Raw genomic sequence first — 25,402 nt, 5'->3', positions numbered from 1 at the left:
GATCAGTTTGCGAAGGTATGTCTATTTGTTAAGGCATTTGATTGTGTTGTGCAAGAGAGTGCCAGCGTCCTTTATCACCGATAATGATATGGTCAAGAGTGCGCACTTCAATCAGTTTTAAAGCTTGGCTTAATGATTTTGTAAGTTGGATATCCGCCTGGCTGGGGGATGGATCGCCCGAAGGGTGGTTGTGGGTTAGAATCACGGCCGCCGCATTATGTTCCAATGCACTTTTCACCACTTCTCTGGCATGTACTTCAGCTTGGTTTAGGGTGCCTTCAAATAGGATCTGTAATCGAATCAATTGGTGTTGTTGGTCTAGCAGTAAAATTCCGAAACGTTCACGAGATTGGTGTGCAAGTTCATGAGAGAGAAACTGCGCCACCAGCTCCGGACTGGTAAACGCATCGGTTTTTTGCAATCCAGATTCAAAATGGCGACGAGACATTTCCAACACGGCTCTTAGCTGAACATATTTTGCCGGGCCTAAACCTTTGGCGGTACAGAACTCCTCTTGAGTCGCATTGAGGAGGTTATGCAAACTGCCAAATTCATCCAATAAGTCTTGAGCTAAATCCACCGCACTTTTACCTTTCACTCCCACCCTTAGGAATATCGCCAATAATTCTGCATCGGCAAGGTGTTGCTCGCCAAACTTCAAGAGTTTTTCACGAGGTCGGTCGTTTTCATGCCAGTCGGATATAGACATTTTTGTATACACTCAAGTTGAAGTCATGAAGATAAATAAATCTAACATGCTTTAAAAACGGTTTGTATGATAGTAAAGTGTTGTTCAAAATCAGTTTTATATTAAGTAAAAGGTCGTAGTAAAGCAATGTTTAAAATCAATATGAAAGTGCGTGATTATGAGTGTGATATTCAAGGTGTGGTCAATAATGCGGTATATCAGAATTATTTAGAGCACAGCCGTCATGACTTTTTGCTTGAAAATGAAATCGATTTTGTCGCTTTGGCCAATCAAGGTATTCATCTGGTGGTGGTGAGAGCGGAGCTGGATTACAAACAATCATTAAAGCCGGGTGATGATTTCTATATCACCGTTGAGCTGGAAAAAGAGTCGCGTGTGAAATTTGCTTTTGTGCAAAAAATCTACCGCACGGTTGATGGCCAATTAATGCTGGCCGCTAGAACTTTGGGGGTGGCGTTAAACGAGAAAGGACGTCCTACGGCATTTGAGTCGTTAGACAATATCATCTCAAAAGACTAAATCTTTAGTCGTAGAGTGCCATGAACTCATAAACAAGACATGCCTTTCGGTCTTAATCTAAAATTTCTTTGCAAATCGTAAATGGTGGCAAATATGTTGTAAGTGGCCATTTAATCCTCTTTCCCCCTTGTTTTTAGCCATTTTCTTTATAGGACATGTGTCCAATAAGACATATGCCCACTTTTCTGTAAGGTTTTAACATTTTAATATTTGGGAAACTTCTTAAAAAGTTATAACGATTACCTTAACCAATAAGGAACGGCTATGAAACTTTATAAAGCCCCATTTATTTTATCCAGCCTAACGATGGCTGTTCTATTAGCTTCATGTGGTGGAGGTGGTAGCGATTCAACAACCACCGCAGCAACATCGACCACTACAAGTGTGGTGAGTGGTACGGTTCCCGGCACATTGATTGAAGCCTTTTGTGCTGATGGTACTTATTATCATGTGAATTCAACAGATAACGGTACCACTAAACACCCATTCACACTTTCAATACCTAGTAATGTCGATTGTAGATTGGTTATGACAACCAATGAAGACGATATAGCCAATCGAGTAATCACTTCTATACAAATTAACTCCGGTTCGGTAGTGAGTGGGTTGATCAATATGTCAGAAGATTTTGATCTTGGCTATATCGATTTGGCATTAAATCGTGCTGATATTGATGATGCTAATAATGACGGGATAAAAGATACACCATTAGAAGTTCCTTTAACCTTGCCAGATGGTGTCGTGCTAAGGGATGTTTCTTCAGATTCTTTAGATGATGATGGCGATGATATTCCAGATGCCTACGATTCTGATTACTCCTCTACCGAAGATAGTGATGGAGATGGAATTGATGATATCTACGATCGTGATGATGATAATGATGGTTCAAACGATGATGTAGATTCTGATGATGATGGTGATGGTATACCTGACAGTGAAGACCCAGATCATGATGATAGTTATGAGTCAGGTACAACAACCGTTTATACACCGGTTGCGGAATATACGGTTACATCGGGAAGATTATTAGCCTCACAATGCGCACAATGTCATGGAACCAATGGCAGTTCAACGAATAGTTGGGACAGTATTGCAGGCGAAAGTGCTGCGGAATTAGTCAGTGAAATGCTCGAAATTAAAGCTGGTGAAGAAGATTTAATTATGCAAGCTCAAGCTCATGGTTACACAGATTCAGAAATCCAAGCTTTAGCCTCATGGCTAGCGACTCAACCCAGCTCAGATAACGATGATTAAGGAGAGTGAGAATGAGTAATCAATTATCACGCAGAAATTTATTGAAAGCGCTTGGCCTTGGGTTAACTGCAACAGCTTTACCAGGCCTGGTAAGAGCGATTGACACTACAACCATACCGCAAATTATTGTTGTTGGTGGAGGTTTTGCAGGAGCCACGGTGGCTAAATATTTGAAAATGTGGGGTGGTTTAAGTGTTCAAGTAACGGTTGTTGAACCTAACGCAACTTACATTTCACCGATTCTAAGTAACTTGGTTTTAAATGGCCAAAAAACGACCGATGATTTAAGTTTTAATTATATTAATCATAGTCAAAAATATGGCGTTAATATGCTGCATGACACCGTTGTGGCGGTAGATAACACGGCTAAAACAATTAAATTAGGTGGAGGAAGCGAGCTTTCTTATGACAAGTTGATTTTGGCACCTGGTATTGATTTTGATGCCATGCCAGGTCATGACTTTACAAAAGTACCTCATGCTTGGAAAGCGGGTGAGCAAACCAATTTATTAAAAGCACAAATTGACGCCATGCAAGATGGTGATAGCTTTGTTATGACCGTTCCAAAAGCACCATATCGTTGTCCTCCAGGGCCTTATGAGCGTGCCTGTGTTGTGGCGGATTACCTGAAAAACACTAAAGGTTATACAGGGTGTACTGTGAAGGTGCTGGACGCTAATCCAGCGATTACCGTTGAAGCAGATACCTTTGGTGCGATGTTTGCAATTTATGGCGTTGAGTATGTTCATAGTGCGGCAGTGGTTAGCGTTGATTCAGATGCAAAGAGTGTGACTTATAGTGTGAGCGGGGCATCCAGTGAAACCCTTTTAGCAACAACATTAAATGTTATTCCTAATCAAAAAGCAGGTTCCATTGTCTTTACTGCCGGATTGAACGAAAACAATTGGGCACCCGTTAATCCATTGACTTATGAATCTACAAAGTTGAATAGTGCTAATGTACCTCTTGGTCTAGATATTCATATTATTGGTGATTCACAAGGCACAGGTTTGCCAAAAGCAGGTCATATTGGAAATTCAGAAGCCAAGATTTGTGCTGATGCTGTGCTTCGCTCATTAAAAGGTTTGGAACCAGATCCTGCTCCAAAAACCAATTCAGCCTGTTATAGCCCCGTTTCATCTAGTACGGCGTCATGGTTAACTGCGGTATATGAATTTAATGCTTCAACAGGACAAATGCAACCTATTGATATCGTTCCGAATAGTGTCGTAGATAAATATGCATCAGGAGCTCCTAGTGCAGAAAATTATCGTTCCATGTTTAATTGGGCAGGCAATTTATTTCAAGATACATTTGCATGATTTTAGAGAAGTAGTGGCTGGACGGAAGTTATTCGAAGCAATCATCTATTCAATCAGATAGCGACCTAAAGCATCAGAATTGAAAAGATAGGTCTAAATTGTTTTTAATAATGAGATTCAGTATTCTTTGAAGACGCTTCTTGTTATAAGAGGCGTTTTTTTATGGGAGTAGACTATGAATTTGAAAAACACGCCACAAACCTATGGTGCTCTCTCAATTGGCATGCACTGGTTGATGTTCATATTGATTGTTGCGACCTACGCCAGTATCGAGTTGCGTGAACTTTTTGATAAAGGGTCTGAAATTCGGAATGACTTTAAAATATGGCATTTTACTTTGGGTCTTTCAGTTTTGGTTTTGCTTGCTTTACGATTGAGTTTAGTGGTGCTACAAAAGACACCTTCCATCTCTCCCGCGCCGAGTGCATTACAGCAGCGTTTAGCTAAGTTGGCTCACCGATTGTTATATGCTTTTATGATAATCATGCCAGTTTTGGGATGGTTGATTTTAAGTGGGGAGGGGAAGACAATCCCTTTTTACGGTTGGGAACTTCCTGCACTTATCTCGGAAAGTGAATTTTGGGCGGATATTTTTGAAGAGATGCATGAGTTCATTGGAGTGATGGGCTATTGGTTAATCGGCTTACATGCGTTTGCCGCTTTATTTCACCACTATTTGTTACGAGACAATACCCTAGTTAGAATGCTGCCTTTTAAAAAAGATTGAACCACCTTTGCAAGGCTGCAGGCTTCAAATATGAAGCGGGGGTTATTCAATCAGTAGGTCTTCAAAAAAGAAAGCAACCAGTTCATGTCGCCCGGAAATTCCAGCTTTTTTGTATAGGTTAGAAGCTTGCTGGCGAACGGTTTTTTCTTTGGTTTCACGTACCGTTGCGATTTCATCCAAAGACAACCCTTTCAACAGCAATAATGCCACCTCTTTTTCACTCTGGGTCAATTGCCACTCCTGAAATTGTGCTTGAATGATTTTTGAAAACTCTCCCATAAGTTTTTGAGTCTTTAATTCTGCACTATCTAAAGCTTGCTGGGTTTGTGATAAATCATCGTGTATGGTTTCTATGCTTTGCTTTTGTTTTAAAGAGGTATAAAGCAGAACGGCAAATGCTACAAGACTTATAACACCCATAAACATTTCAACTAAAATGTGAGCGTTCAAGCCTCCCATCCCCGACCAGTCGAAAAGAATGTCTACGGAAGAAACCAGAAATAGGAGAATAAAAACGCCAAGGCTGAATCGTATTGTGTTCATTGTTTTTCACCTTTATATCTAAGTGAAGTGATTGCCAATTTTTCATAAAAACCGTCGCTTTCATCAACTAAGTTTACAGGATTGTTTTGACAAAGAGAAAGTCGTTATTTTATAACGTATAATCTGTTTTAATTATTACGGTTTTATTGAAGTTTACATTGAAATGAAAGTATTACTTGGTGTCACAGGCGGTATTGCCGCCTATAAATCTTTAGAGCTCACTCGTCTTTTTATTAAAGCAGGGCATGAGGTGCAGGTGGTCATGACCTCTGGCGCCAAAGAGTTTATTCAACCGCTGTCTTTTCAAGCTTTGTCGGGAAAACCTGTTCGTGACAGCTTATTTGATGCTAATCAAGAAGCTGGTATGGGGCATATTGAACTGGCTCGTTGGGCGGATGTGATTATTGTCGCTCCGGCATCGGCTGAAACCTTGGCCAAGTTTAGAATGGGGCGGGCGGATGACTTGTTGACCACCATTATTCTGGCAACCGATAAACCGATTGTTGTCGCTCCAGCCATGAACCGCTTGATGTGGAGCAATTCGGCTACCCAAGAGAATGTAGCGGTTTTAAAGCAACGTGGTTGGACGCTATTGCAACCGGCTTCAGGGGAACAAGCTTGTGGAGAAGTCGGTGAAGGGAGAATGCCTGAACCACAACAGATTTTTGATGCTGTGGTTGAGTCCGAAAAACAGCAACAAACAAACAACCAGGCCTGGTTAGGTTTAAAAACCTTTTGGCAGGGTAAATCTTTATTAATCACCGCAGGGCCGACTTACGAGAACATCGACCCGGTGCGTTTTATTGGCAATAGAAGTTCGGGAAAAATGGGCTTTGCCATTGCCGAAACTGCCGCTAAGGCGGGGGCTAAGGTTACTTTAATCGCCGGGCCGGTAAACTTAGCCACTCCACAGAATGTTAAGCGTATTGATGTCCGTTCTGCTGAGCAGATGTTTGATGCGGTGCAACAACATTACGCCTCTGTAGACGTCTTTATTAGTGCCGCCGCGGTAGCCGATTTTAGAGTGGCGGATATGGCTCAGCAAAAAATCAAAAAACAGTCTGATAGCGATGAAATGACATTAAAACTGATTAAGAACCCCGATATTGTCGCATGGGTAGCACAGCAGGTTGATAAACCCTTCGTGGTCGGGTTTGCCGCCGAAACCCAAAATGTCATCGAATATGCCAAAGACAAGCTGGTGCGTAAAAATCTGGATATGATTTGTGCCAATCAGGTGGGGGATAATTTGGGGTTTGAGTCTAATGAAAACGAATTGGTATTGATAACCGCACAACATCAACAAACCAATCCGTTATCCTCAAAATCTCAGCAAGCTCTAGATTTATTAAGTTTTATTGCTAAAAATGAGGCTATTCGCTAGCAACCTCTTGATTAAACTTGGTTTTCAGACAGCTTAGGGAAGATGTTCTCATTGAGTTCAGGCGCTGGTTGACCGATATAGTAGCCTTGTGCGAAATCTACTCCCAATTCACTGACTATATCAAACAGGGTGTGGTCGCTTACAAATTCCGCAATCGTTGATATATTGAGTTGTTGGGCAAAGAACACAATGCTTTTTATAATCGCTAAAGAGTGTTCATTCGGTAGGTTTTCAATGAGCGTACCATCAATTTTCAAAAAATCAATTTGCAGTTTTAACAGATATTCTAAGTTTGAGTAGCCAGAACCATAATCATCAATGGCAATACGACAACCTAGAGCCTTCATTTTGCCAATAAATTCAGAGACTATGGCGTAGTTTTCAATGCCCTCGGTTTCGAGTATTTCAAAAATCACTCGGGGCGCTATTTCTGGGGTTAACAGGCGCTCAATCGTTTTTGGTATTTGTGTGCCTTCAATGTCTTGATAAGAGAGATTAATGGAAAACTCGTAGGGCAGATGTTCAAATTTGGCGAAGCTTTTTTCTAGCATTCGTTGCATCAGATCCGGATAAAGTTTAGATTTTTGAGCAATGCTTAAAAATTCGCTTGGTGATAAAAGCTGGTTGTTTTCCTGAATACGAATCAAGCATTCATATTTTTCGATTTTTCCCGTTCTGATATTGTAGATAGGTTGAAAAACAGGGATTACCTTGTCATGGATAATGGCTTGTTTGATTAGCTCGGTCGTGTTGAGGTTTTTGAGGTAGTTTTGACGTTGATTATATTTGGAGTCATAAACCAGCCAATTCAACCCTTTTTGTTTTGCCCAACGCATGGTCATTTCAAGTTCGCTGAGCGGTGATTTTGCTTTGTAAACGGCGACGATGGTTAAATTGAAATAGATATTTTCCAGTTCAGCGATTTCAATTTGTTCGGTCAGCTGATGATGCAGTTGTGGTAGTTGATGGGTTAAATCATCGATAGGCTGATTAAGCCAAACTAAAAACTCGTCACCACTAACCCGATAAATTTTGTCACCATCATCAAATAGACTCTTGAGCTTCAGGCTAAGCGCCTTGAGTAGTAAATCACCGGTTGGATTACCAAACAACTCATTCATCTCTCTAAAGCTATCTATGTTAAGTAACACAAATGAGGTTGCTTGCTGATTGTCTCGGGTTGTGTAATCTTCTATATCGGCAAGCAATTTACTGCGGTTAAACAATTGGGTAGCGGCATCTTTTTGGTAGAGGTTTTGCAGTTCCAGGGTTTTCCTGTTTACCTGAACCGCCAAGTTATCATTTAGCTCTTTAAGTTGTATTTCAGCGGCGCATAATTCGGACTTTAAATCCTTGAAGCCTTTTTTAAGCCTGGATTGAAGAAGGAAAGTGACCCCGGTGGCAATGAATAAAATCAGAGCGGTAATGACGATAGATACAACGCTATGCACGATAAATTCGGATTTGAGTTTTTGCTCTTCTTTTTGAATGGCTTCCTCAAGTTCATCGCTGTAGATGCCAGCTCCAATAATCCAGTCCACAGGTTTAATCCAGCGAAGCATGCTCACTTTGGGGTAGCTTTTTAGTTCATTTGGTTTTTGATACCAGTAATGAACCTTAGCGATTCCACTTTTTTTGAGTTGCGCCAGGTAGTCTTGGCGGTATGGATTGCCCATTTCATCCCTTACAAGAGAATCCATCGGTTGGTCTATTTGGCTTGGGTCTAATGGAAGTAGTAAATGCCTGGCGAAATCTGCTCCACCATTAATGTTATTGAGTTTAAGAACAAAAAAGTAACCTGTTTTTTTGGGGCCAAGTCGGGCTTTGTTTAGTCGTTTCAAAACCAGTGATTGTTGTAAAGTGTCAAATTTCTCGGTTTTGATAAGAGTGGTGATGTATTGATATTCTTGTTCGAGAACGTCATAAAGTAGCTCTTCTTGACTGGCAATGTAATTTTGTTTGTAGGTTTCAATACGTGATTGGTAAGAGTGCCATTGGGAGATTAGAAAGTAGAGGGTTAAGACAACACTAAGTAAAAGTGTAAAGCCCAGTGATGAGGTTAACTGCAGTTTGAAAAACGCTTTTTCTGAAGTTGGATTGGTTTTCATTGCAGAATGGCTCTGTTAATCAGTACTTAAAGCGTTGAAGAAGAAACTATCATCATCTTAACGTATCTCCTCGGAATATTGAAACAAATCGGGTGATTCGGTCAAATACAGGCTTCCACAAGCTATCTAGCTTTTAACACTCAACCCAGGTCACCGCCAGGCCTCCCAAAGAGGTTTCCTTGTATTTATGCGACATCTCATCACCGGTTTTTTTCATAGCGGCGATACAGCTGTCCAATGGCATTATATGTTCACCGCTCTCCCTCAACGCGATACTTGCTGCGGTGAATGCCTTAATCGCGCCAAAACCGTTACGTTCGATGCAGGGGACTTGCACCAAACCTTTAACCGGGTCACAGGTCATGCCCAAATGGTGTTCTAAAGCCATCTCTGCCGCCTGTTCAATTTGCATAACCGTACCACCGCGTACCGCACATAATCCGGCGGCCGCCATCGCCGACGCCGAACCGACCTCTCCTTGGCACCCGACCTCGGCACCCGAGATCGAACTTTTATGTTTTATTAATCCGCCAATGGCGGCGGCGGTGAGTAAAAAGGTTTTTATGTCTTCTAAGGTGCCGTTTTCATGCTTAACAAAATAGTATAGAACTGCGGGAATCACCCCTGCAGCACCATTGGTTGGTGCGGTAACCACCATGTGACCAGCGGCGTTTTCTTCGTTTACCGCCATCGCGTAAGCGCATAACCAGTCATTGGCATTCACCGGGTTATCGTCATTCAACAGGTGTTGATACAAGTTTTTGGCGCGGCGTTTAACCTTAAGGCCGCCAGGTAGAATACCTTCGGTTTGTAAACCGTTTTCAACGCAGTTGTGCATCGCTTGCCAAAGGGTGTGTAACTTAGTGTCCAGTTCTTCTAGGGTGGTTTCACAAAGTTCATTGGCTTGTTTCATCTGGGCAATGCTTAAGTTGTGTTGTTTAGCCATCTCTAACATTGAGGCGGCTGAGTTGAAAGGATACTTGAACTCGCTGGCAGGCTGGCCTTTAATGGGAGCTTCAACCTGATCAATTTCAGCCAAAGTCGAGATAAATCCACCACCAATGGAGAAGTAAGTTTCGGTTAAAAGCAAGTTGTCCTGGCTATCGAAGCACTCAAATATCATCCCGTTGGGGTGTTGTGGAAGTGGGTCTTTATAGTCAAAGATAATATCTTCTGGAGGATAGAAGCTGATTTTTTGTTGGCTGTCTAAAACGACATGCCGACTTTCCCATAATTCGGATATCAGGTTTTGTACGTTAGTATTGGCTAAGTCCTCGGGCAGATAGCCGTGCATGCCTAAAGCAACCGCACGATCGGTAGCATGACCATGTCCGGTAAAAGCGAGCGAACCCTTAAGGGTGCAACGTACTTGTAAAGCAACGCCATTTTGGGAGTCGAGTCGATTTTTTTGCAGTTTATTGACGAAATCTTTAGCCGCCACCATCGGTCCCATGGTATGTGAACTGGATGGGCCTATGCCGATTTTAAAAATATCTAACACACTGATAAACATAGGTAATTACTCTTGGTTAATGGCTTTTGCATCTGTTGGGTTATATAAAATGGAAATGTTTCTGCCTTGGTGTTTAGCCTGATAAAGCGCTAAATCGGCATTATGCACCGTCTTTTCAAAGTTATCGTCAGCCATTGCAGGGGCGATTCCAATGCTAACGGTGACATGTTCTTGATTAGAAATCAGCAAGTTCTCGGCAATGTTTTTACGAATGCGTTCTGCCGCTTCCATCGCTTCTTGAGGGGGAGTGCCAGGAAGCAGTACCAAAAACTCTTCACCACCCCAGCGTCCGACAATGGACTCTCCGCGGTTGGATTGATGGATGAAATCGGCTACCTTGACGAGCACTTCATCTCCGATGATGTGTCCATGGGTGTCATTGACCTTTTTAAAAAAATCTATATCAATAAGAAGTAACGCCCATGGTGATTGATGTCTTTTTAAATGGGCGAAAATCGGTGTGGAGATGATTTGGAATCCTCTGCGGTTGTACAGCGAGGTCAGTGGGTCGACAAGCATTAGATTGCGATTTTTTTTGGCTGTACAGAAAAGTTGCATGACGAGCAAGCTTAGAATCACCCCAAGCATAAGTAGGCTCCATAAAAGCAGGGAGTTTGCTTTTGCCTCTTGCATAATGCTTTCATCGGTTAATTGATGGGCTATATAGAGTTCACCAGGAATGATTGGCGCTTTATATAGCCAACCGTTGTCCGTTCTCTGCCATGTCGAAAGCGAGCCTCCATTGGTTGGTTCAAGGGTTTTTCCAATGGCCTCATAATCCTGCGAATAGCTGATTTTATTGTGGTTATCTAATAGGACGGAGTCAGCGAAATCTTGGTTGATAGACAATAAATTATCGATTTCATTGGTGGTCATCTCGATTGAGATGACACCAAGGAATTGACCGTTGACGATAATTGGATTTGAAAGCCCAAATCTTCTGTGATGTTCATGATTGTCGCCTATTAATGAAAAAACAGGCTTGTTTAACGGATTATTCTCAGGAATCGATTGGCGCCAGAACGGTTTGTTATATTGGTCAGCGTTAAATCGAAATTGGTCGATAGGATGTTGCGGTGCTCGGTATGAAAAGCCTTGTTTAGAGGTGTAATAAATCGCGACAGTAGATTGTATTTCATTCAGGATGACTTCAATAACCGAAGTTAAGGCCTCAGCCGTTTTAAGCTCCACCTGTAATTGGATGTTGCTGGTCGCTTTCGGACCGAGTATTTGCGCTGTACCATGACTACTTTCTGTGTTTTTGGGTGTAAAGATGGTGAGGTTGTATTGCGGTAAATACTGAAAGTCCTTGTCTTCAAAAAGAGCATCAGAATGGTGTGCTAAGAAATGTTTGTATTCATTTTCATAGACCTTTTTGAGCGCCATGGAGTTGGCCAAGAGCAAGCCAATGTGGCTTTGCAGTTGTTTGGCACGGTTTTCAATGCTGGACTTGGTATGGGATTTAATTTCATTAATTTCTTTAATGTAAGTAAACCCGCCAATCATTAATGCAATAAACAATACGCTTGAAAGTATGAATAGTTTGTTTGAGGGGTAGCAATCTATCTGTTTATACATTAACGAAGTTCCTTGAAATGCCTATTGGCTATAATGAAAGCTTATTCACTTTGATTGGCTTAGTTTAATGATGATGGGCGAAAGCACCAATAAGGCGATTAAGTTGGGAATGGCCATTAACGCATTGAGTACATCGGCCAAAATCAATATGGTATTGAAGTAATCGGACAAAGCCGCACCTGCAAAAACCGCGATGACCCAAAGAATCCTATAACCGGTGATGACTTTGGTGCCAGCAATGTATTCGGCGCATTTTTCACCATAATAACTCCAGCCCACTAAAGTGGTAAAAGCAAACACCGCCAAGCCAATCGCCACCACAATCGAACCGAATTCAGAATTTAAACCCGTGTTAAACGCCAAAGCCGTCAATGGTGATCCGGTTTCGCCGCTTTGCCAGACACCGGTCACCATAATCACTAAAGCAGTCATGGTGCACAGAATGATGGTATCGATAAAGGTGCCGAGCATGGCGATATGACCTTGCTCGACCGGGTTGTTGGTTTTGGCTGCGGCGTGCGCAATCGGGGCGGTTCCCAAGCCGGCTTCATTGGAGAATACGCCTCGAGCCACGCCGAACTGGATCGCCAAGATGATACTGGCTCCGGCAAAACCACCTGCGGCGGCACTGCCGGTAAAGGCGCTTTCGATAATGGTGCTGAACGCCCCAGGTAACGCATCGGCATGAACAATTAAGATATAGAGAGAAACCGCAATGTATAACACCGCCATAATCGGTACTAAGGCGGTGGCGGTATGGGCAATTCGTTGAATGCCTCCAAATAGGACCAACCCCACTAAAACCATAAGCACCAGGCCTGTTAACTGGTTATTGACTGCAAAAGCACTTTGCATCGCACCTGCGACCGCATTCGCTTGCACCATATTGCCGATACCGAATGCGGCGATGGTGCCAAATAAAGCAAAGGCAAAGGCCAGTGGTTTCCACTTTTCGCCCATGCCGTTTTTAATGTAATACATTGGGCCACCCACATGGCAACCTTGATCATCGACTTCACGATATTTGACCGCTAAGACCGCTTCGCTGTATTTGGTGGCCATGCCCACTAACGCAGTCATCCACATCCAGAAAATGGCGCCAGGCCCACCAATGAAGAGGGCGGCGGCAACGCCAGCGATATTTCCCGTTCCTACCGTAGCCGACATGGCGGTCATCAAGGCGCCAAAAGGTGTGATGTCACCTTCCTCTTTAGAGGTTCGGCCTTTCCATAAAAGTGAGAAGGCGTAGAATAGGTTGCGTAAAGGTAAAAAACGTAAACGAATCGTTAGGTAAATCCCTGTTCCCAATAACAATACCAACATGGCGGGTCCCCAAGCCCAGCTACTTGCGGTGGAGAGGATGTCATTTAACGATTCCATAGATAACCTTTTTTGTGTTTTTACATTTGTTTTTTTAGTGGCAAATACTCTATTCTCTGTAAATTACATATAAACGCCTTAAATGTCGAGAAGAATGCTTAAATTAGCGTTATAACAATCATTATCGCGGTAAATGATTGACTAAAAAACGATTTGCAAAATCCAGCTGGCCTGGTCGGATGTAGCGTTTTAATGCGCTTCCCAAGTGTTTTGAAAGCTGACTAAAGCCGAGCTCTTCTGTAGAATAACTAAAATTTTAAGACGGAAATAAAAGGGTAATAGATGACTATTCAAGTGGAATACAAAATTCTGGATGAACGTTTAGGTAAAAGTATCGAGATGCCGCATTACGGTACCAAAGGTTCTGCGGGGTTGGATTTACGTGCCTGTATTGATGAGGATATGACCATCGAACCTGGACAAACGGTTTTAATCCCTACAGGAATGGCAATTCATTTGGATGATGCTGGGTTAGCCGCCATGTTATTACCACGTTCGGGTTTGGGGCATAAACACGGAATCGTGTTGGGGAATCTGGTGGGATTGATCGATTCTGATTACCAAGGGCCGTTAATGGTGTCTGTTTGGAATCGTGGTGATACCGCCTATACCGTCGAGGTCGGAGAACGTATTGCTCAGATGGTGATTGTGCCGGTATTGCAACCGGTATTTACCGAAGTGCAAGAGTTTGGTGATGCCACCGAACGTGGTCAAGGTGGTTTTGGTTCAACCGGAACTAAATAATACCTTGTATATCAAAACCTACCAGGCCTGGTAGGTTTGATTTAACCGTTTCAAAATCAGCGTTTTGGTGGATGAAACCGCTGATTTTCTGTACGGCCAAGGTTAATTTCTCTATATCGGTGGTATAAGCCAGGCGCACATGCTGCTTGGCTTGATAATCGCCAAAATCCCTGCCTGGGGTGATGGCCACTCCCGTCTGTTGTAACAGGTCAGCACAAAATTGTTCGCTGTTATCGGTATATTCGGATACATCCCAATATAGGTAGAATGCTCCTTGCGGAATGAGTTTGGGGGTGAAGCTGGCTTGTTGCATCGCGTTGATGAGTGCGTTGCGGCGTTGTTCAAAGATGGCTCGTCGTGCTTCTAAAGCTTGCAAGGCATCTTGCTCCAATACCCGTAAAGCGCCATATTGTGATGGTGTGGGAGCGGCTAGAAACAGGTTTTGCCCCAGTCTATCCATTACACTGATTAAATGCTCAGGTAAAACACACCAACCCAAACGCCAGCCCGTCATGCCGAAGAACTTTGAGAAGGAGTTAATCACAATGACGTTTTCAGGTAGATTCACGTTTCCTAAAATGCTTTCGGCGGGTCTTTCATAAACTAGCCCTTGATAGATTTCATCGACAATGAAATAGGCGTTTTGTTCCGCCAAAAACTCAGCCATCGCCAGCAACTCGTTTTGCTCGATGATTGTGCCGGTCGGGTTGGCCGGGGAGGCGACCATCACCACTTTAATGCCCGCTTGCCAATTGGCTTTGAGCAAATCAAGGTTAAGCTGGTACTGTGTTTCATGAGAAACCGGAATGGCGAGCAGTTCGCCATGCAACAGGTTCACAAATTGGCGGTTACAAGGGTAAGCCGGGTCTGCCAGCATGACTTTGTCGCCGGGGTTTAATAACGCGGTTAAAACCAGTTGCAAGGCGGTGGATGAGCCAGGGGTGATCATAATGTTGTTTTGGCTAACGTTTGCCTGGTAAAAATCGCCATAAAAATCGGCGAGTTTTTCTCGTAGAGCCGGCAAGCCCATGGTCGGCGTGTAGTGGGTCAATCCCTGTTCTGCGGCTTCATTGGCGGCTTGGTGTACACAAGGTAGCGATGCAAAATCCGGTTCTCCAATTTCCATGTGAATCACCTCTTTGCCGCTGGCCTCCAATATTTTGGCTTCGGCTAAAATTTTCATCACATGAAAAGGCTGTATGGCCGAGGCTATGGTGGAAATATTCGGGCTGAAAGGTGTTTTGTTCGACATGGTATAAAGTCTTTATATCGGTATTTCGAGTTTAATTGAGAGAATTATAAAGCGTAGTGGCTCTAGATTTATAAGCATTTCGTGTAAAGCGCTTACTGGGCGTTTCTTGATTGGCATTCAAGTGGTAAAATGTCGGTATTATTTTGATTTTAAAAACTTACCAGGCCTGGTAGATCTATTTGGAGAGAATATGCCTTCTTTTGATATTGTTTCAGAACTTGATAAACACGAATTACAAAACGCTCTAGACCAAGCTAACAAGGAAGTCACAACACGTTATGACTTCAAGGGAACCGATTCTGAGTTTGAATTGAAGGGGACGACGGTGACCATGAAGACCCAATCGGATTTTCAATTGGATCAGATGTTTGATATTTTGGTTCAAAAAGCCAATCGTCGCGGGATTGATGTGAAGTGTATGGAGCGTAAAGATGCCGATATTCAGCTAAAAACCGCTAAACAAGTGGTTGAGATGAAAGAAGGCTTGGATGCGCCTTTGGCTAAAAAAATCATTAAGGCGATTAAAGATTCTAAAATCAAAGTACAAGCGGCTAACCAGGGTGACAGTATTCGTGTGACGGGTAAAAAACGTGATGATTTACAGCAGGTCATGCAATTGTTGAGAGGCATGGAAGATTTAGAACTGCCTTTACAATACAATAACTTTAGAGACTAATCAGGCTTTATCGATTAATTTCAACAGGGCCTCAGCCCTTTTTAGATTGAATGAGAACTCGCTATCATGAGAGCACAAAACACTATGAATTTAAACAAACAACAAGCTCAAAATATCGCTTCGGTCTTGACAGAAGCTTTGCCTTATATCCAGCGTTTTTCGGGTAAAACGATTGTGGTGAAATATGGTGGCAATGCCATGACCGATGAGAAGTTAAAGCAAGGTTTTGCGCGTGATATCGTGTTGATGAAATTGGTTGGAATGAATCCGGTCGTGGTGCACGGTGGAGGTCCTCAAATAGGCAACTTGTTGGACAGAGTCGGTAAACAGTCTGAGTTTATTCAAGGCATGCGTGTCACCGATACCGAAACCATGGATATCGTGGAAATGGTTTTAGGCGGTTTGGTGAATAAAGAAATTGTTAATCTGATTCATCAGGCCGGAGGGAATGCCGTGGGGCTAACCGGTAAAGACGGTAATTTAATCTGCGCCACTAAAATGAAAATGCAGCGTAATGCCCCGGAATTAAACGCACCGGAGATTATCGATTTGGGGCATGTTGGTGAAGTGGGGCAAATCAATACCAAAGTACTCGACATGTTGATCCAGGATGATTTTATCCCTGTCATTGCTCCAGTAGGGGTGGATAAGACGGGACAGTCTTATAATATCAATGCCGATTTGGTTGCCGGTAAGATTGCAGAAGCATTGAAAGCTGAAAAATTGATGTTGCTTACCAATACGCCAGGTCTTTTGGATAAAGAGGGAACCTTATTAACAGGGTTGAACACTGAAAGTGTCGATAAGCTGATAGAGGATGGTACAATTTACGGCGGTATGTTGCCAAAGATTCAATGTGCTCTAGAGGCCGTTCAAAACGGCGTACACTCTGCACATATTGTTGATGGACGCGTTGAACATGCTGTAATGCTTGAGGTGTTTACTGATGAAGGTGTTGGAACTTTAATTACCGCCCAGTAATAGTCTGATTTTATTTAAAAATAGATAGGAAGATACGATGGAATTTGATGTTTTATTAAATGAATATGCCATGCCATGGGCTATTAAGATTGTGATGGCTCTTGCCATTTTCATCATTGGTAGATGGGTTGTTAAGATCATTGTAAACCTGGTTAAAAAACTACTTAATCGTGCCGGATCAATAGACGATATGTTGGTTAATTTCCTAGGTTCGATTGTTAATGCCGTTTTACTATTGTTTGTAATCATAGCCTCACTGGATCAACTGGGTGTGGATACCTCTTCATTGGTTGCCTTGATTGCGGCAGCGGGTTTAGCCATAGGTCTAGCTCTACAAGGTTCTATGCAGAACTTCGCATCGGGTGTCATGATCATCATCTTCAAACCATTCAAAAGTGGTGACTTCATTGAAGCGGGTGGTGTAACTGGTGTGGTTGAAAACGTACAAATCTTCAGCACAACCATGCGTACTGGCGACAACAAAGAAGTGATTGTTCCAAACGGTGGAATCTACGGTGGACCAATTACCAACTTCTCAGCGCGTGACACTCGTCGTGTGGATATGGTGTTCGGTATCGGTTATGACGATGATATCCGTCAAGCTAAAGCCATTCTGGAAAAGCTGGTTGCTGAAGATGAGCGTATCCTTAAAGACCCAGCGCCGGTTGTTGCCTTATCTGAACTAGGCGATAGCAGTGTGAACTTTGTGGTACGTCCTTGGGTGAATTCTGGTGACTACTGGAAAGTACTTTGGGATATGAATGAAAAGGTTAAACTGGCCTTTGATGATGCAGGTATTTCAATTCCTTATCCTCAAATGGACGTTCATCTTCACAAAACGGAAGCTTAGTATTCCAGTTAAGTGACAAAACGTTCTCTTTTAGAGAGTTTTAGTTAAAAAACCACTCATAGTAGTGGTTTTTTTATGTCTTAAATTCAGCCTAGATTGTTCTGGTCGCATACAATAAGCGCATGGACATATTTGAACAGCTTATCTTATTTATTATTTCTCTGGTGGCTAACCTCTTTTCGGCTCTCGCAGGCGGGGGCGCGGGTTTACTGCAGTTGCCTGCGTTATTGTTTTTGGGGTTACCCTTTGGAACCGCTTTAGCTACCCATAAGGTGGCCAGTGTATTTTTAGGTTTGGGTGCTACAGCCAGACACTTAAAATCATCAAGCTTTGACTGGAAGTTTTCTGCATTTATTTTGGCGACGGGTTTACCAGGCGTTGTGCTTGGTGCAAGTATTATTCTGCAGGTAGATGACAAAATATCACAAGGATTATTAGGTTTGTTGACGCTTGCTTTAGGTTTGTATTCTTGGTTTAAACCTGAGCTAGGACAACTCGAGTCATCTCAGCATCGTGATTTACCAGGCCTGGTAATCGGCGGATTCATGCTGTTTTTTATTGGGGCTTTAAACGGCTCATTGACCTCTGGAACGGGTTTATTTGTTACCTTATGGTTAGTGTGCTGGTTTGGTTTAGATTATAAAACAGCTGTGGGGTATACCTTGATTCTGGTCGGAATATTCTGGAATGGATCTGGTGCCATTACCTTGGGGGTCTTGGGTACGATTCAGTGGGATTGGTTGCCTGCGCTGATTTTGGGATCGTTGATTGGCGGTTATTTGGGCGCGCATTTTGCCATTGTTAAAGGGAATCGATTAGTGAAACGCAGTTTTGAGGTGATTACGATTCTGGTCGGTGTTTCGTTAATCGCCAAAGCCTGGATTTGAAACTTTAATTTTAACTTGCCACAAGTACGGTTAATTATTATTCGATCGTGTTTTGATCGGTAATTAATGGCCAAAAAAATACCCGCTATTGCGGGTATTTTTGAATTGAGATTAAGCTTAGAGTGATCTAACCTTATTTAACAATCTCAACTTCAACACGACGGTTTAAAGCACGACCTTCTTTAGTTGAATTGTCTGCAACTGGATTGGTTTCACCTGCACCAGTAACAATCATGCGATCGGTAACCACACCGTGGTTAGCTAGATAGCCGGCCACTTCTTGTGCACGTTCTTGAGAAAGCTTTTGGTTATAGGCTTCTGAACCAGCGCTGTCAGTATGACCTGTGATTGCGATTTTACAGGTACATTCGCGATTCATGTAGTCAGCGAAAGTATTAAGCTCAGGAATGTCCGCTGTTTTAATATCGAACATGTCAAAGTTGAAGTGAGCAATGAATTTAGGTGGTGCTACTGGAGCTGGCTTCTCAACAATTGGCTCAGGTTCTGGAGCTGGCGCAGGAGCTGGTGCTACTACTGGTGCTGGCTTAGGTTCTTCCCAACCTTCACATTTTGCAATAGCCGTATCTTTGCTCCAATCGATAGAACGTACACAACGGTTTTCATTGTCACGTACGATACGACCCCAAGAATCTACAACATAAGCAGAAGTGCCTTCTGCCATAATGTCACCTTTTGCTTCAACTGAAGAGTGAGCTTGAACTGAACCGGCAGCGGCCAGAGAAATAACAGCAACAAGAGGAAGTAATTTTGTTTTCATGTAAGTATCCTTTTATATGTATATAAATAAAAAAACTTTATCGAATAAAATATAACATGTAAATTTATTAAAGCATAGGGATATGTGCTTAAACAATAGAAAATGTGGTGTTTTGTTATTCAACCGTTTCCACTTGCAAGTTTCGCTTTTGAAAAAGCGGTTTTTCATGCTTTGAAAGACTCAATCGAGTGGCTTGTAAGCCACTGAATAAATTGTAAAAAGCTTGATTTATCAGGCCGGTAAAAGCGCTTTAGGAGAGTGAATCATTTCAGCGCAAACCGTTTTTTCATCATTATCCAGTTAAGGATTGTTTTTAATGTCTTTGGGAGTGATGAATTGTTGCAATTTTCCATCCATAGGTTCGATTGATTTCCAATCGCTAGGCATAATCAAATGTGCCATTCCGCAAGTTGGAAAAAGCTGAACGTGAGAAGTGTCCGGTTTTGCAACCAGTAAATTAAACAGCGACTCCAGTCCAGGATTGTGACCTATCAACATGATGCGTTCGGCAAAGGGAGCTTCTGCCAACACTTGTTTGAGTTGCGCGACATCCGCCAAATATAGTGCTTCAACGGTGATTGCGGTCGCGGAGCATTCATTGCAGATACGTCTTAAGGTTTGTTGAGCCCTTAAGGCCGGGGAAACCAAAATTAGGTCTGGCATCAAATTATGTTTATTGAGCCATTTTCCTAATTTTGCAGCGTTCTTTTTACCTTTGTCTGATAAGGGGCGGTCAATATCGGCCAAGCCGTCCTCTTTCCAGTCCGATTTGGCGTGCCTAAGTAACATTAATTCGCGTAGTTTACTCGCCATGAATATTCCCAGCAGGTTGTGGGTCAAAACATTGACCTAAGAGCAAGTTAAGCACCGCGTGCATCAACCGATTCCATATTCTGAGCGATAAGTTTTCATCGCATCCAGATATTGTTGGCTCTGCGGATCATCGGATTCAGCAAGGTAGTTGATGATGTCGTTAAGCGTAATAATGCTCATGACCGGAATACCATACTCTTGTTCGACTTCTTGAATCGCAGAAAGTTCGCCTTTGCCTTTTTCCATGCGGTCAAGTGCAATCACTACACCAGCCGGTTTAGCGCCGTTGGCAGTAATGATGTCCATCGCTTCTCGAATGGCGGTACCAGCGGTGATGACATCATCAATTATCAGCACATTGCCTTCTAGGGCATGGCCGACAATATTACCGCCTTCACCATGGTCTTTGGCTTCTTTACGGTTAAACGCATAAGGTTTGTCAATATTAAAGTCGGTGGCGAGGGATACGCTGGTAGTGGCCGCTAAAGGGATACCTTTATAGGCTGGGCCGAACAGCACATCAAAATCAAATTTTGATTCTGCGATAGCGCCGGCATAACCCTTAGCTAATTTAGCCAATTGTCCACCGGTATTGAACAGGCCTGCATTGAAGAAGTATGGACTGATGCGCCCGGATTTAAGCGTAAATTCGCCTAATTTTAAAACGCCAGTTTGCATGACGAATTCGATAAATTGGTTTTTGTTCATTGAGCTGATGTGTTTTGTATGAATAGGGCATTATCTTACTCCATTCATTTTCTATGTCGCAAGTAGTATCTCGGTTAACAACCAATCAGTCATACTTTGGTTAGCGCTTATCAATATGCATTAAACGGCATTCGCCCAACATTTGAGCTGTTTGATTTCATCCGCCCAAATGGAAGGGTCGATGGTTTCTAACGTCATCGGGATATTATCAATGCGAGGGTCTTGCATCAATTGTTTGAACATATCCCAGCCGATTTCACCTTGTCCTAAACTGTGATGACGGTCGAGCTTTTGCCCAAGTTTGGCTTTAGAATCATTGAGGTGCATGCCTTTTAAATATTGAAAACCAACAACGTTTTCAAAATCACTCATGACCCCTTCATAATCATTTTTTAAGTCGTAGCCTGCGGCATAGGCATGGCAGGTATCAATGCAAACCCCAATTCGCGATTTATCTTCCACCTTGTCAATGATATAGGCGAGCTGCTCATGTCGATAACCCAGGTTGGAGCCTTGTCCGGCGGTGTTTTCCAGCACCGCAATGACCCCCTGGGTTTGCTCTAAGGCGAAATTAACCGATTCGGCAATCAAGTCCATACATTGCTGTTCGCTAATTTCTCGTAGGTGACTGCCTGGGTGAAAATTCAAACGGTCGATGCCCAGTTGTTGGCAGCGTTGTAACTCATCGATAAAGGCATCCAAAGATTTTTGGCGCTTATCCAAATCCGGGTGGCCTAAATTAATCAGATAGCTGTCGTGCGGTAGGATTTGATTGCTTCCATAGCCGTATTTCTCACAATTGCTTTTGAATTCATCGATGCTTTTTTGCGTAAGCGGTTTGGCAACCCATTGGCGTTGATTTTTGGTGAATAATGCAAAAGCGGTGGCGCCGATTTCATGCGCTCTAATCGGAGCGTTTTCAACACCGCCTGCGGCGGACACATGAGCACCAATGTATTTCATAGCGATTCCCTGTAGGGTTTGGGTGACTTGGATTTGTAAAAATAGACTGCAATTCTAGCAAATTATAGAAGCAAAGTCAGAGTTGGCATGTTTTCTGCATGTTCTAGCTAAAAAACAACAATATTAAAAATAACGACAAGAAAATGACAATCCGCTGAATAATTTTTATAAAACGGATTGCAGTTCAAGCATTCAAGGAAATACACGATGGCGATTGATTTAAGACAGGTGGAACCTTTAGGGTCAAAAAGTGTTTTATTAGAGCAGGCAATGCGTCGTAGCCGGGCCAATAACGGACCTCAAGACCGTTATGAAGATATGGATATGTCAGATATGATTACCCCAGATTTTGAGTGGCTTAAAGAAGATAAGACGGCGATTGAAAGTTTGGTCAAACAGATGGATGCGTCAATCGGTCAGTTAGCCGGTCAGATGCGTGAGCTTGATGATCAGGGCAAAAAATCACGTCTTGCTATCGAAAAAGAGCAGCAATTGCTGTTTAAACAAATTAAAACCTTAAATTCTTTACTGAAACGTCAAGTGGATATTTTTGTTTCGGTAGAGCGCCAGATGGCAGAAGTAGAGCTTAAACAAAACAACCTGATTCCGCAAATAGGCATTGGCTTGATTGCCGGCTTAATGTCGGCCGTCACTATTTTAGTCACCGCACCCTGGTTGACGGTATTGATGGAAAATCTGCGTTAAACTCATTCCCCAGTTCCTTGTCTATTCTACAAATAGGGTAATTCTAAGTCCGCCAATTACTTTAGGGTTGCTCTATTTTGATTCTCAATCTTATCGATTTCAAAATCAGTTAAAATCTTACTAATCTCCATTATTAAGAAACATGCTTTATGAATTTTGTTGTCGAAGAAAATCGCTGTATTACGCCTAATTCCAAAGATAAATCCATCTTTTATACAACGTTTTCGCTCCCTAAAGAGAGTGATGAGATTTTAGAATACCAACCTGGAGATTGGTTGACGATTCAGCCGCAAAATAGTCCGCAAATGGTGAGTGCATTATTGGCCGAGTTGGATTTGACGGGCAATGAATCTATCGAATTAAGGCGATCAGGCCTGGTCACTGTGCAGCAAGCCTTAGAAAATCATTTAGAACTCACTCAACTTAATCCGGCCATTCTGAACAAACTGCAAAGACAGCTCGGTTTAGGGGATTGGGCGGATAGACAGGCGATGATGGATTATGCCAATGGTCGAGATATTCTGGATTTATTGGCGCTTTATCCTCAGTTGAAAGCTCAGGGCGTTGAGTTCTTGAACTGGTTGTCCCCTTTATCACCCCGATATTACTCGATTGCCTCGGCTCCTATTGCTTCGGCTTCTAATAAGCAGCAAACAGTCTCCATCTTATATAAAGCGGTCAAGTATCAAAATTTGGGGCGTCAACGTTTTGGCGTTGCAAGTAACTATTTACAAGACACACAGCCTGGACAGATTTTGCAGGGAGGCTTGAAACCCAACCCAACCTTCAAACTTCCAGAAAAAGCGTCAACTCCGATTGTCATGATCGGTGCGGGAACCGGTTTAGCCCCCTTTATCGGTTTTATGCAACATAGGGCCATACAACAAGCCGCTGGGCAGGATTTAGGCGGGGCGTTGCTGTTTTTTGGCGAGACCTATCAGCAGACCAACTGTCTATTTTGTGATGAATTCAGGAACTGGCAAAAGCAAGGGTTGGTGGAGACCTTTTATGCTTTTTCCCGTGACCAGGCTGACAAGGTGTATGTCTCTAATCGTCTGTTGGAACAGGGTGATAGATTATGGGATTTACTCAACAACCAGGCTGAATTCTATATTTGCGGCAGTCAAGCCAAGCTTGCAGAATCGGTTAAGGACGCTTTGATGCGGATATTTCAGCAACAGGGCGCGATGAGTGAGGAACAAGCGCAAAACTATTGGCGTTGCCTTAAACAGGAAAAACGTTTGCAAATGGATGTCTATTAAGCGGTAACGTGATGGATTTTTGGCGCCTATTGAACAGACTATAAAAAAGAATGGATTATAAAAAGCGACCAGGCCTGGTCGCTTTTTGAAACAGGACTTGAAAGTTAATTTCAGCCGTCGGTTTTTATTCTAAAAACAGGGTGAACCCAAACTTATCCAAGTGTTTCGCTTCGGTTTCCAAATCCAAACGGGTGAGCGGATGCTCATCCAGCCATTTATCATCAAATTCCAAGTGCAGTTCTTTGTCGTTGATAATACGTAAGATTGGGTCGACCTGTTCTAGATCTCGACCGCGATGAATTCGCACCGCCAATCTGAGTAATACGGTTAGATAAGGCATCAACGGTTTGACACTGTCGTCAATCTCTTCAAAAGATTCTTCGCTATATTTACCCCGTTGATTGACAACCAAAGAGCTCAAAATCTGCTTTTCTTGTTGGTTGAAACCAGCCATATCGGCTTGAGCCACTAGATAAGCACTGTGGTGTCGTGAGCGTTTGAAGCTGATCGAGATACCAATTTCGTGTAGACGGCACGCCCACTTTAACAACCGTTTCAGGTCATAACCATCGGAGTGAAGATTCCATGTGTTATGGCTTTGTTTGTAAAGTGACTTGGCGGTTCTCGCGACCGCATCGGCTTGTTCGGTGTCTACCTTCATCCATTGTTGCATGGCGTTGACACTGGTTTCACGCACATCTTCGGCATTAAGACGACCAAGAGTGTCAAATACCAAACCTTCACGTAGTGCATTGGAGGAGACTTGCATCTGTTCGATATTCAACTCGATAAAGGTGGCGATTAAGATGGCCAAACCACCCACCAATACAGGGCGACGTTCATCCTTTAGACCCGCAAGTTTCAGATTGTCCGCCGAACCCGCCTTGATGAGCTCTTTACTCAGTTCAATCATGCCCTGCAACGTAATGCCGGATTCTGTCCAGCTGTTTATCTCTAAAATGACGCCAATCGACTTGATGGTGCCGGAAGCGCCGATGGCGATATCCCACCCCTTTTTACGTAAAGTGCTACGGTGTGGTCGTAATATTTGACGACATTTAGATACCGCGTTATTGAAGTTTTCTTGGGTGATTTTGCCTTTAGGGAAATAGCTTTGGGTAATGCTGACGCAGCCCATTTCGGTGCTGGTCAAGTGACTGTTCTCAAACTGATGGCCGATGATGTATTCGGTGCTTCCACCACCAATGTCCATGACCAAACGTTGTTCGTCGCTCGAAGGCAAACCATGCGCAACACCTAAATAAATCAGGCGGGCTTCTTCTTGACCTGCAATGATTTGAATGCTGTGGCCTAAAGCGAGTTTAGCTTGTTTAAGGAATTCACGGCTATTGGAGGCGTTACGCAAGGTATTGGTGCCGACCGCACGCACATTGGCCGCAGGGATGTCTTTAATAAGCTGACCAAAACGTTCTAAACAGGCAATCCCTTCTTTAAAGGCTTTATTGGAGAGTTTACCGCTTTTATCCAAACCCGCCCGCAAGCGAACCATCTCTTTATGTTTATCGACAACGTGCATTTGACCGTGGGTTTCACGTGCGATAATCATGTGAAAGCTGTTGGAGCCTAAATCAATTGCGGCAAATAAATCGGCATTGGAAATCGCTGGCTCAATAGAAGCTGAAGAGGTAGGTTCTGTCATAGGCTTATCAGTATTTTGTTTTGCTGTTCATATTTGCGGCTAGTTTACCGTTTTTATGACGAGTTGTCTTAAGAACCCGAATCAAT

General features: G+C 43.0%; 24 protein-coding genes. 12 read left to right on the top strand and 12 right to left on the bottom strand.

Annotated features, from left to right (window positions below; all coding sequences use genetic code 11):
- Positions 1–28 precede the first annotated feature (28 nt).
- Entirely contained in the window at positions 29–709 is a 681-nt protein-coding gene (radC, locus tag L6421_RS10045; RefSeq protein WP_237261663.1) for a RadC family protein, read from the bottom strand.
- 126 nt (positions 710–835) lie between these two features.
- Between radC and L6421_RS10040 the strand changes: the two genes are divergently transcribed.
- The 4 genes from L6421_RS10040 to L6421_RS10025 all read left to right on the top strand — a co-directional run bounded on the left by L6421_RS10040 (position 836) and on the right by L6421_RS10025 (position 4,531).
- Positions 836–1,228 carry an acyl-CoA thioesterase gene (locus L6421_RS10040; RefSeq protein ID WP_237261662.1) on the top strand — a complete coding sequence of 131 codons (393 nt, stop codon included), beginning with the start codon at positions 836–838 and terminating at the stop codon, positions 1,226–1,228.
- Positions 1,229–1,492: 264 nt separating this feature from the next.
- Positions 1,493–2,482: a c-type cytochrome gene (locus L6421_RS10035; RefSeq protein ID WP_237261661.1), complete on the top strand. Its 990-nt coding sequence runs from the start codon at positions 1,493–1,495 to the stop codon at positions 2,480–2,482.
- An 11-nt stretch (positions 2,483–2,493) separates the two neighbouring features.
- Complete coding sequence (locus tag L6421_RS10030; RefSeq protein WP_237261660.1) at positions 2,494–3,804, top strand: FAD-dependent oxidoreductase; 1,311 nt, start codon at positions 2,494–2,496, stop codon at positions 3,802–3,804.
- A gap of 175 nt (positions 3,805–3,979) precedes the next feature.
- On the top strand, positions 3,980–4,531 hold the full coding sequence (locus tag L6421_RS10025) for a cytochrome b (protein ID WP_237261659.1): 552 nt from the start codon (positions 3,980–3,982) through the stop codon (positions 4,529–4,531).
- Between the two features lie 42 nt (positions 4,532–4,573).
- Here the strand turns inward: L6421_RS10025 and L6421_RS10020 are convergent, their stop codons facing one another.
- The gene (locus L6421_RS10020) at positions 4,574–5,074 is read right to left on the bottom strand and encodes a helix-turn-helix transcriptional regulator (RefSeq protein ID WP_237261658.1); all 501 of its coding nucleotides are present in this window, start codon (positions 5,072–5,074) and stop codon (positions 4,574–4,576) included.
- Positions 5,075–5,237: 163 nt separating this feature from the next.
- On the opposite strand from L6421_RS10020, the gene coaBC reads away from it, so the two are divergent.
- The gene (coaBC, locus tag L6421_RS10015; protein WP_237261657.1) at positions 5,238–6,458 is read left to right on the top strand and encodes a bifunctional phosphopantothenoylcysteine decarboxylase/phosphopantothenate--cysteine ligase CoaBC; all 1,221 of its coding nucleotides are present in this window, start codon (positions 5,238–5,240) and stop codon (positions 6,456–6,458) included.
- Between the two features lie 11 nt (positions 6,459–6,469).
- Here coaBC and L6421_RS10010 read toward each other — a convergent pair whose 3' ends face one another.
- The 4 genes from L6421_RS10010 to L6421_RS09995 all read right to left on the bottom strand — a co-directional run bounded on the left by L6421_RS10010 (position 6,470) and on the right by L6421_RS09995 (position 13,037).
- Positions 6,470–8,566: an EAL domain-containing protein gene (locus tag L6421_RS10010; RefSeq protein ID WP_237261656.1), complete on the bottom strand. Its 2,097-nt coding sequence runs from the start codon at positions 8,564–8,566 to the stop codon at positions 6,470–6,472.
- 133 nt (positions 8,567–8,699) lie between these two features.
- Positions 8,700–10,079: an L-serine ammonia-lyase gene (locus L6421_RS10005; RefSeq protein WP_237261655.1), complete on the bottom strand. Its 1,380-nt coding sequence runs from the start codon at positions 10,077–10,079 to the stop codon at positions 8,700–8,702.
- Positions 10,080–10,085: 6 nt separating this feature from the next.
- Positions 10,086–11,657 (bottom strand): sensor domain-containing diguanylate cyclase, encoded by a 1,572-nt coding sequence (locus L6421_RS10000; RefSeq protein ID WP_237261654.1) that lies wholly within the window; start codon positions 11,655–11,657, stop codon positions 10,086–10,088.
- A 45-nt stretch (positions 11,658–11,702) separates the two neighbouring features.
- On the bottom strand, positions 11,703–13,037 hold the full coding sequence (locus tag L6421_RS09995) for an alanine/glycine:cation symporter family protein (protein WP_237261653.1): 1,335 nt from the start codon (positions 13,035–13,037) through the stop codon (positions 11,703–11,705).
- Between the two features lie 282 nt (positions 13,038–13,319).
- On the opposite strand from L6421_RS09995, the gene dut reads away from it, so the two are divergent.
- A complete protein-coding gene (gene dut / locus L6421_RS09990; RefSeq protein ID WP_237261652.1) occupies positions 13,320–13,781 on the top strand; it encodes a dUTP diphosphatase in 462 nt (153 codons plus the stop codon).
- Here the strand turns inward: dut and L6421_RS09985 are convergent.
- A complete protein-coding gene (locus L6421_RS09985) occupies positions 13,774–15,033 on the bottom strand; it encodes an aminotransferase class I/II-fold pyridoxal phosphate-dependent enzyme (RefSeq protein ID WP_237261651.1) in 1,260 nt (419 codons plus the stop codon). The genes dut and L6421_RS09985 overlap by 8 nt on opposite strands.
- Before the next feature lie 190 nt (positions 15,034–15,223).
- Here L6421_RS09985 and L6421_RS09980 point away from each other — a divergent pair, with 190 nt between their 5' ends.
- The 4 genes from L6421_RS09980 to L6421_RS09965 all read left to right on the top strand — a co-directional run bounded on the left by L6421_RS09980 (position 15,224) and on the right by L6421_RS09965 (position 18,427).
- Positions 15,224–15,709 (top strand): YajQ family cyclic di-GMP-binding protein, encoded by a 486-nt coding sequence (locus L6421_RS09980; RefSeq protein WP_237261650.1) that lies wholly within the window; start codon positions 15,224–15,226, stop codon positions 15,707–15,709.
- 84 nt (positions 15,710–15,793) lie between these two features.
- Positions 15,794–16,690, top strand: a complete 897-nt coding sequence (argB, locus tag L6421_RS09975) for an acetylglutamate kinase (protein ID WP_237261649.1) — start codon at positions 15,794–15,796, stop codon at positions 16,688–16,690.
- 37 nt (positions 16,691–16,727) lie between these two features.
- Positions 16,728–17,540: a mechanosensitive ion channel family protein gene (locus tag L6421_RS09970; protein WP_237261648.1), complete on the top strand. Its 813-nt coding sequence runs from the start codon at positions 16,728–16,730 to the stop codon at positions 17,538–17,540.
- Positions 17,541–17,662: 122 nt separating this feature from the next.
- Entirely contained in the window at positions 17,663–18,427 is a 765-nt protein-coding gene (locus L6421_RS09965) for a sulfite exporter TauE/SafE family protein (protein WP_237261647.1), read from the top strand.
- 133 nt (positions 18,428–18,560) lie between these two features.
- On the opposite strand, the gene L6421_RS09960 is transcribed toward L6421_RS09965, so the two are convergent.
- From L6421_RS09960 to nfo, 4 genes are all read right to left on the bottom strand, one after another.
- Complete coding sequence (locus L6421_RS09960) at positions 18,561–19,205, bottom strand: OmpA family protein (protein ID WP_237261646.1); 645 nt, start codon at positions 19,203–19,205, stop codon at positions 18,561–18,563.
- A 300-nt stretch (positions 19,206–19,505) separates the two neighbouring features.
- Positions 19,506–20,018, bottom strand: coding sequence for a SixA phosphatase family protein (locus L6421_RS09955; RefSeq protein ID WP_237261645.1), 513 nt, complete (start codon positions 20,016–20,018; stop codon positions 19,506–19,508).
- 63 nt (positions 20,019–20,081) lie between these two features.
- Complete coding sequence (pyrE, locus tag L6421_RS09950) at positions 20,082–20,726, bottom strand: orotate phosphoribosyltransferase (protein WP_237261644.1); 645 nt, start codon at positions 20,724–20,726, stop codon at positions 20,082–20,084.
- A gap of 120 nt (positions 20,727–20,846) precedes the next feature.
- A complete protein-coding gene (nfo, locus tag L6421_RS09945; RefSeq protein WP_237261643.1) occupies positions 20,847–21,689 on the bottom strand; it encodes a deoxyribonuclease IV in 843 nt (280 codons plus the stop codon).
- A gap of 207 nt (positions 21,690–21,896) precedes the next feature.
- Here nfo and L6421_RS09940 point away from each other — a divergent pair, with 207 nt between their 5' ends.
- Both L6421_RS09940 and L6421_RS09935 read left to right on the top strand, forming a co-directional pair.
- The gene (locus L6421_RS09940; RefSeq protein WP_237261642.1) at positions 21,897–22,394 is read left to right on the top strand and encodes a hypothetical protein; all 498 of its coding nucleotides are present in this window, start codon (positions 21,897–21,899) and stop codon (positions 22,392–22,394) included.
- A gap of 149 nt (positions 22,395–22,543) precedes the next feature.
- Positions 22,544–23,656 (top strand): flavodoxin domain-containing protein, encoded by a 1,113-nt coding sequence (locus L6421_RS09935; RefSeq protein ID WP_237261641.1) that lies wholly within the window; start codon positions 22,544–22,546, stop codon positions 23,654–23,656.
- Positions 23,657–23,780: 124 nt separating this feature from the next.
- Here L6421_RS09935 and ppx read toward each other — a convergent pair whose 3' ends face one another.
- Positions 23,781–25,316 carry an exopolyphosphatase gene (ppx, locus tag L6421_RS09930; RefSeq protein ID WP_237261640.1) on the bottom strand — a complete coding sequence of 512 codons (1,536 nt, stop codon included), beginning with the start codon at positions 25,314–25,316 and terminating at the stop codon, positions 23,781–23,783.
- Positions 25,317–25,402 lie beyond the last annotated feature (86 nt).

Source organism: Thiomicrorhabdus immobilis (assembly GCF_021654855.1).
In the GTDB taxonomy this organism is placed as follows: domain Bacteria; phylum Pseudomonadota; class Gammaproteobacteria; order Thiomicrospirales; family Thiomicrospiraceae; genus Thiomicrorhabdus; species Thiomicrorhabdus immobilis.
This window is presented reverse-complemented; position numbering and strand designations above follow the sequence as displayed.

What these genes read in the sequence shown, in the direction of transcription:
- radC (WP_237261663.1), bottom strand. Translation starts at nt 709, where the DNA reads ATGTCTATATCCGACTGGCATGAAAACGACCGACCTCGTGAAAAACTC.
- L6421_RS10040 (WP_237261662.1), top strand. Translation starts at nt 836, where the DNA reads ATGTTTAAAATCAATATGAAAGTGCGTGATTATGAGTGTGATATTCAA.
- L6421_RS10035 (WP_237261661.1), top strand. Translation starts at nt 1,493, where the DNA reads ATGAAACTTTATAAAGCCCCATTTATTTTATCCAGCCTAACGATGGCT.
- L6421_RS10030 (WP_237261660.1), top strand. Translation starts at nt 2,494, where the DNA reads ATGAGTAATCAATTATCACGCAGAAATTTATTGAAAGCGCTTGGCCTT.
- L6421_RS10025 (WP_237261659.1), top strand. Translation starts at nt 3,980, where the DNA reads ATGAATTTGAAAAACACGCCACAAACCTATGGTGCTCTCTCAATTGGC.
- L6421_RS10020 (WP_237261658.1), bottom strand. Translation starts at nt 5,074, where the DNA reads ATGAACACAATACGATTCAGCCTTGGCGTTTTTATTCTCCTATTTCTG.
- coaBC (WP_237261657.1), top strand. Translation starts at nt 5,238, where the DNA reads ATGAAAGTATTACTTGGTGTCACAGGCGGTATTGCCGCCTATAAATCT.
- L6421_RS10010 (WP_237261656.1), bottom strand. Translation starts at nt 8,566, where the DNA reads ATGAAAACCAATCCAACTTCAGAAAAAGCGTTTTTCAAACTGCAGTTA.
- L6421_RS10005 (WP_237261655.1), bottom strand. Translation starts at nt 10,079, where the DNA reads ATGTTTATCAGTGTGTTAGATATTTTTAAAATCGGCATAGGCCCATCC.
- L6421_RS10000 (WP_237261654.1), bottom strand. Translation starts at nt 11,657, where the DNA reads ATGTATAAACAGATAGATTGCTACCCCTCAAACAAACTATTCATACTT.
- L6421_RS09995 (WP_237261653.1), bottom strand. Translation starts at nt 13,037, where the DNA reads ATGGAATCGTTAAATGACATCCTCTCCACCGCAAGTAGCTGGGCTTGG.
- dut (WP_237261652.1), top strand. Translation starts at nt 13,320, where the DNA reads ATGACTATTCAAGTGGAATACAAAATTCTGGATGAACGTTTAGGTAAA.
- L6421_RS09985 (WP_237261651.1), bottom strand. Translation starts at nt 15,033, where the DNA reads ATGTCGAACAAAACACCTTTCAGCCCGAATATTTCCACCATAGCCTCG.
- L6421_RS09980 (WP_237261650.1), top strand. Translation starts at nt 15,224, where the DNA reads ATGCCTTCTTTTGATATTGTTTCAGAACTTGATAAACACGAATTACAA.
- argB (WP_237261649.1), top strand. Translation starts at nt 15,794, where the DNA reads ATGAATTTAAACAAACAACAAGCTCAAAATATCGCTTCGGTCTTGACA.
- L6421_RS09970 (WP_237261648.1), top strand. Translation starts at nt 16,728, where the DNA reads ATGGAATTTGATGTTTTATTAAATGAATATGCCATGCCATGGGCTATT.
- L6421_RS09965 (WP_237261647.1), top strand. Translation starts at nt 17,663, where the DNA reads ATGGACATATTTGAACAGCTTATCTTATTTATTATTTCTCTGGTGGCT.
- L6421_RS09960 (WP_237261646.1), bottom strand. Translation starts at nt 19,205, where the DNA reads ATGAAAACAAAATTACTTCCTCTTGTTGCTGTTATTTCTCTGGCCGCT.
- L6421_RS09955 (WP_237261645.1), bottom strand. Translation starts at nt 20,018, where the DNA reads ATGGCGAGTAAACTACGCGAATTAATGTTACTTAGGCACGCCAAATCG.
- pyrE (WP_237261644.1), bottom strand. Translation starts at nt 20,726, where the DNA reads ATGAACAAAAACCAATTTATCGAATTCGTCATGCAAACTGGCGTTTTA.
- nfo (WP_237261643.1), bottom strand. Translation starts at nt 21,689, where the DNA reads ATGAAATACATTGGTGCTCATGTGTCCGCCGCAGGCGGTGTTGAAAAC.
- L6421_RS09940 (WP_237261642.1), top strand. Translation starts at nt 21,897, where the DNA reads ATGGCGATTGATTTAAGACAGGTGGAACCTTTAGGGTCAAAAAGTGTT.
- L6421_RS09935 (WP_237261641.1), top strand. Translation starts at nt 22,544, where the DNA reads ATGAATTTTGTTGTCGAAGAAAATCGCTGTATTACGCCTAATTCCAAA.
- ppx (WP_237261640.1), bottom strand. Translation starts at nt 25,316, where the DNA reads ATGACAGAACCTACCTCTTCAGCTTCTATTGAGCCAGCGATTTCCAAT.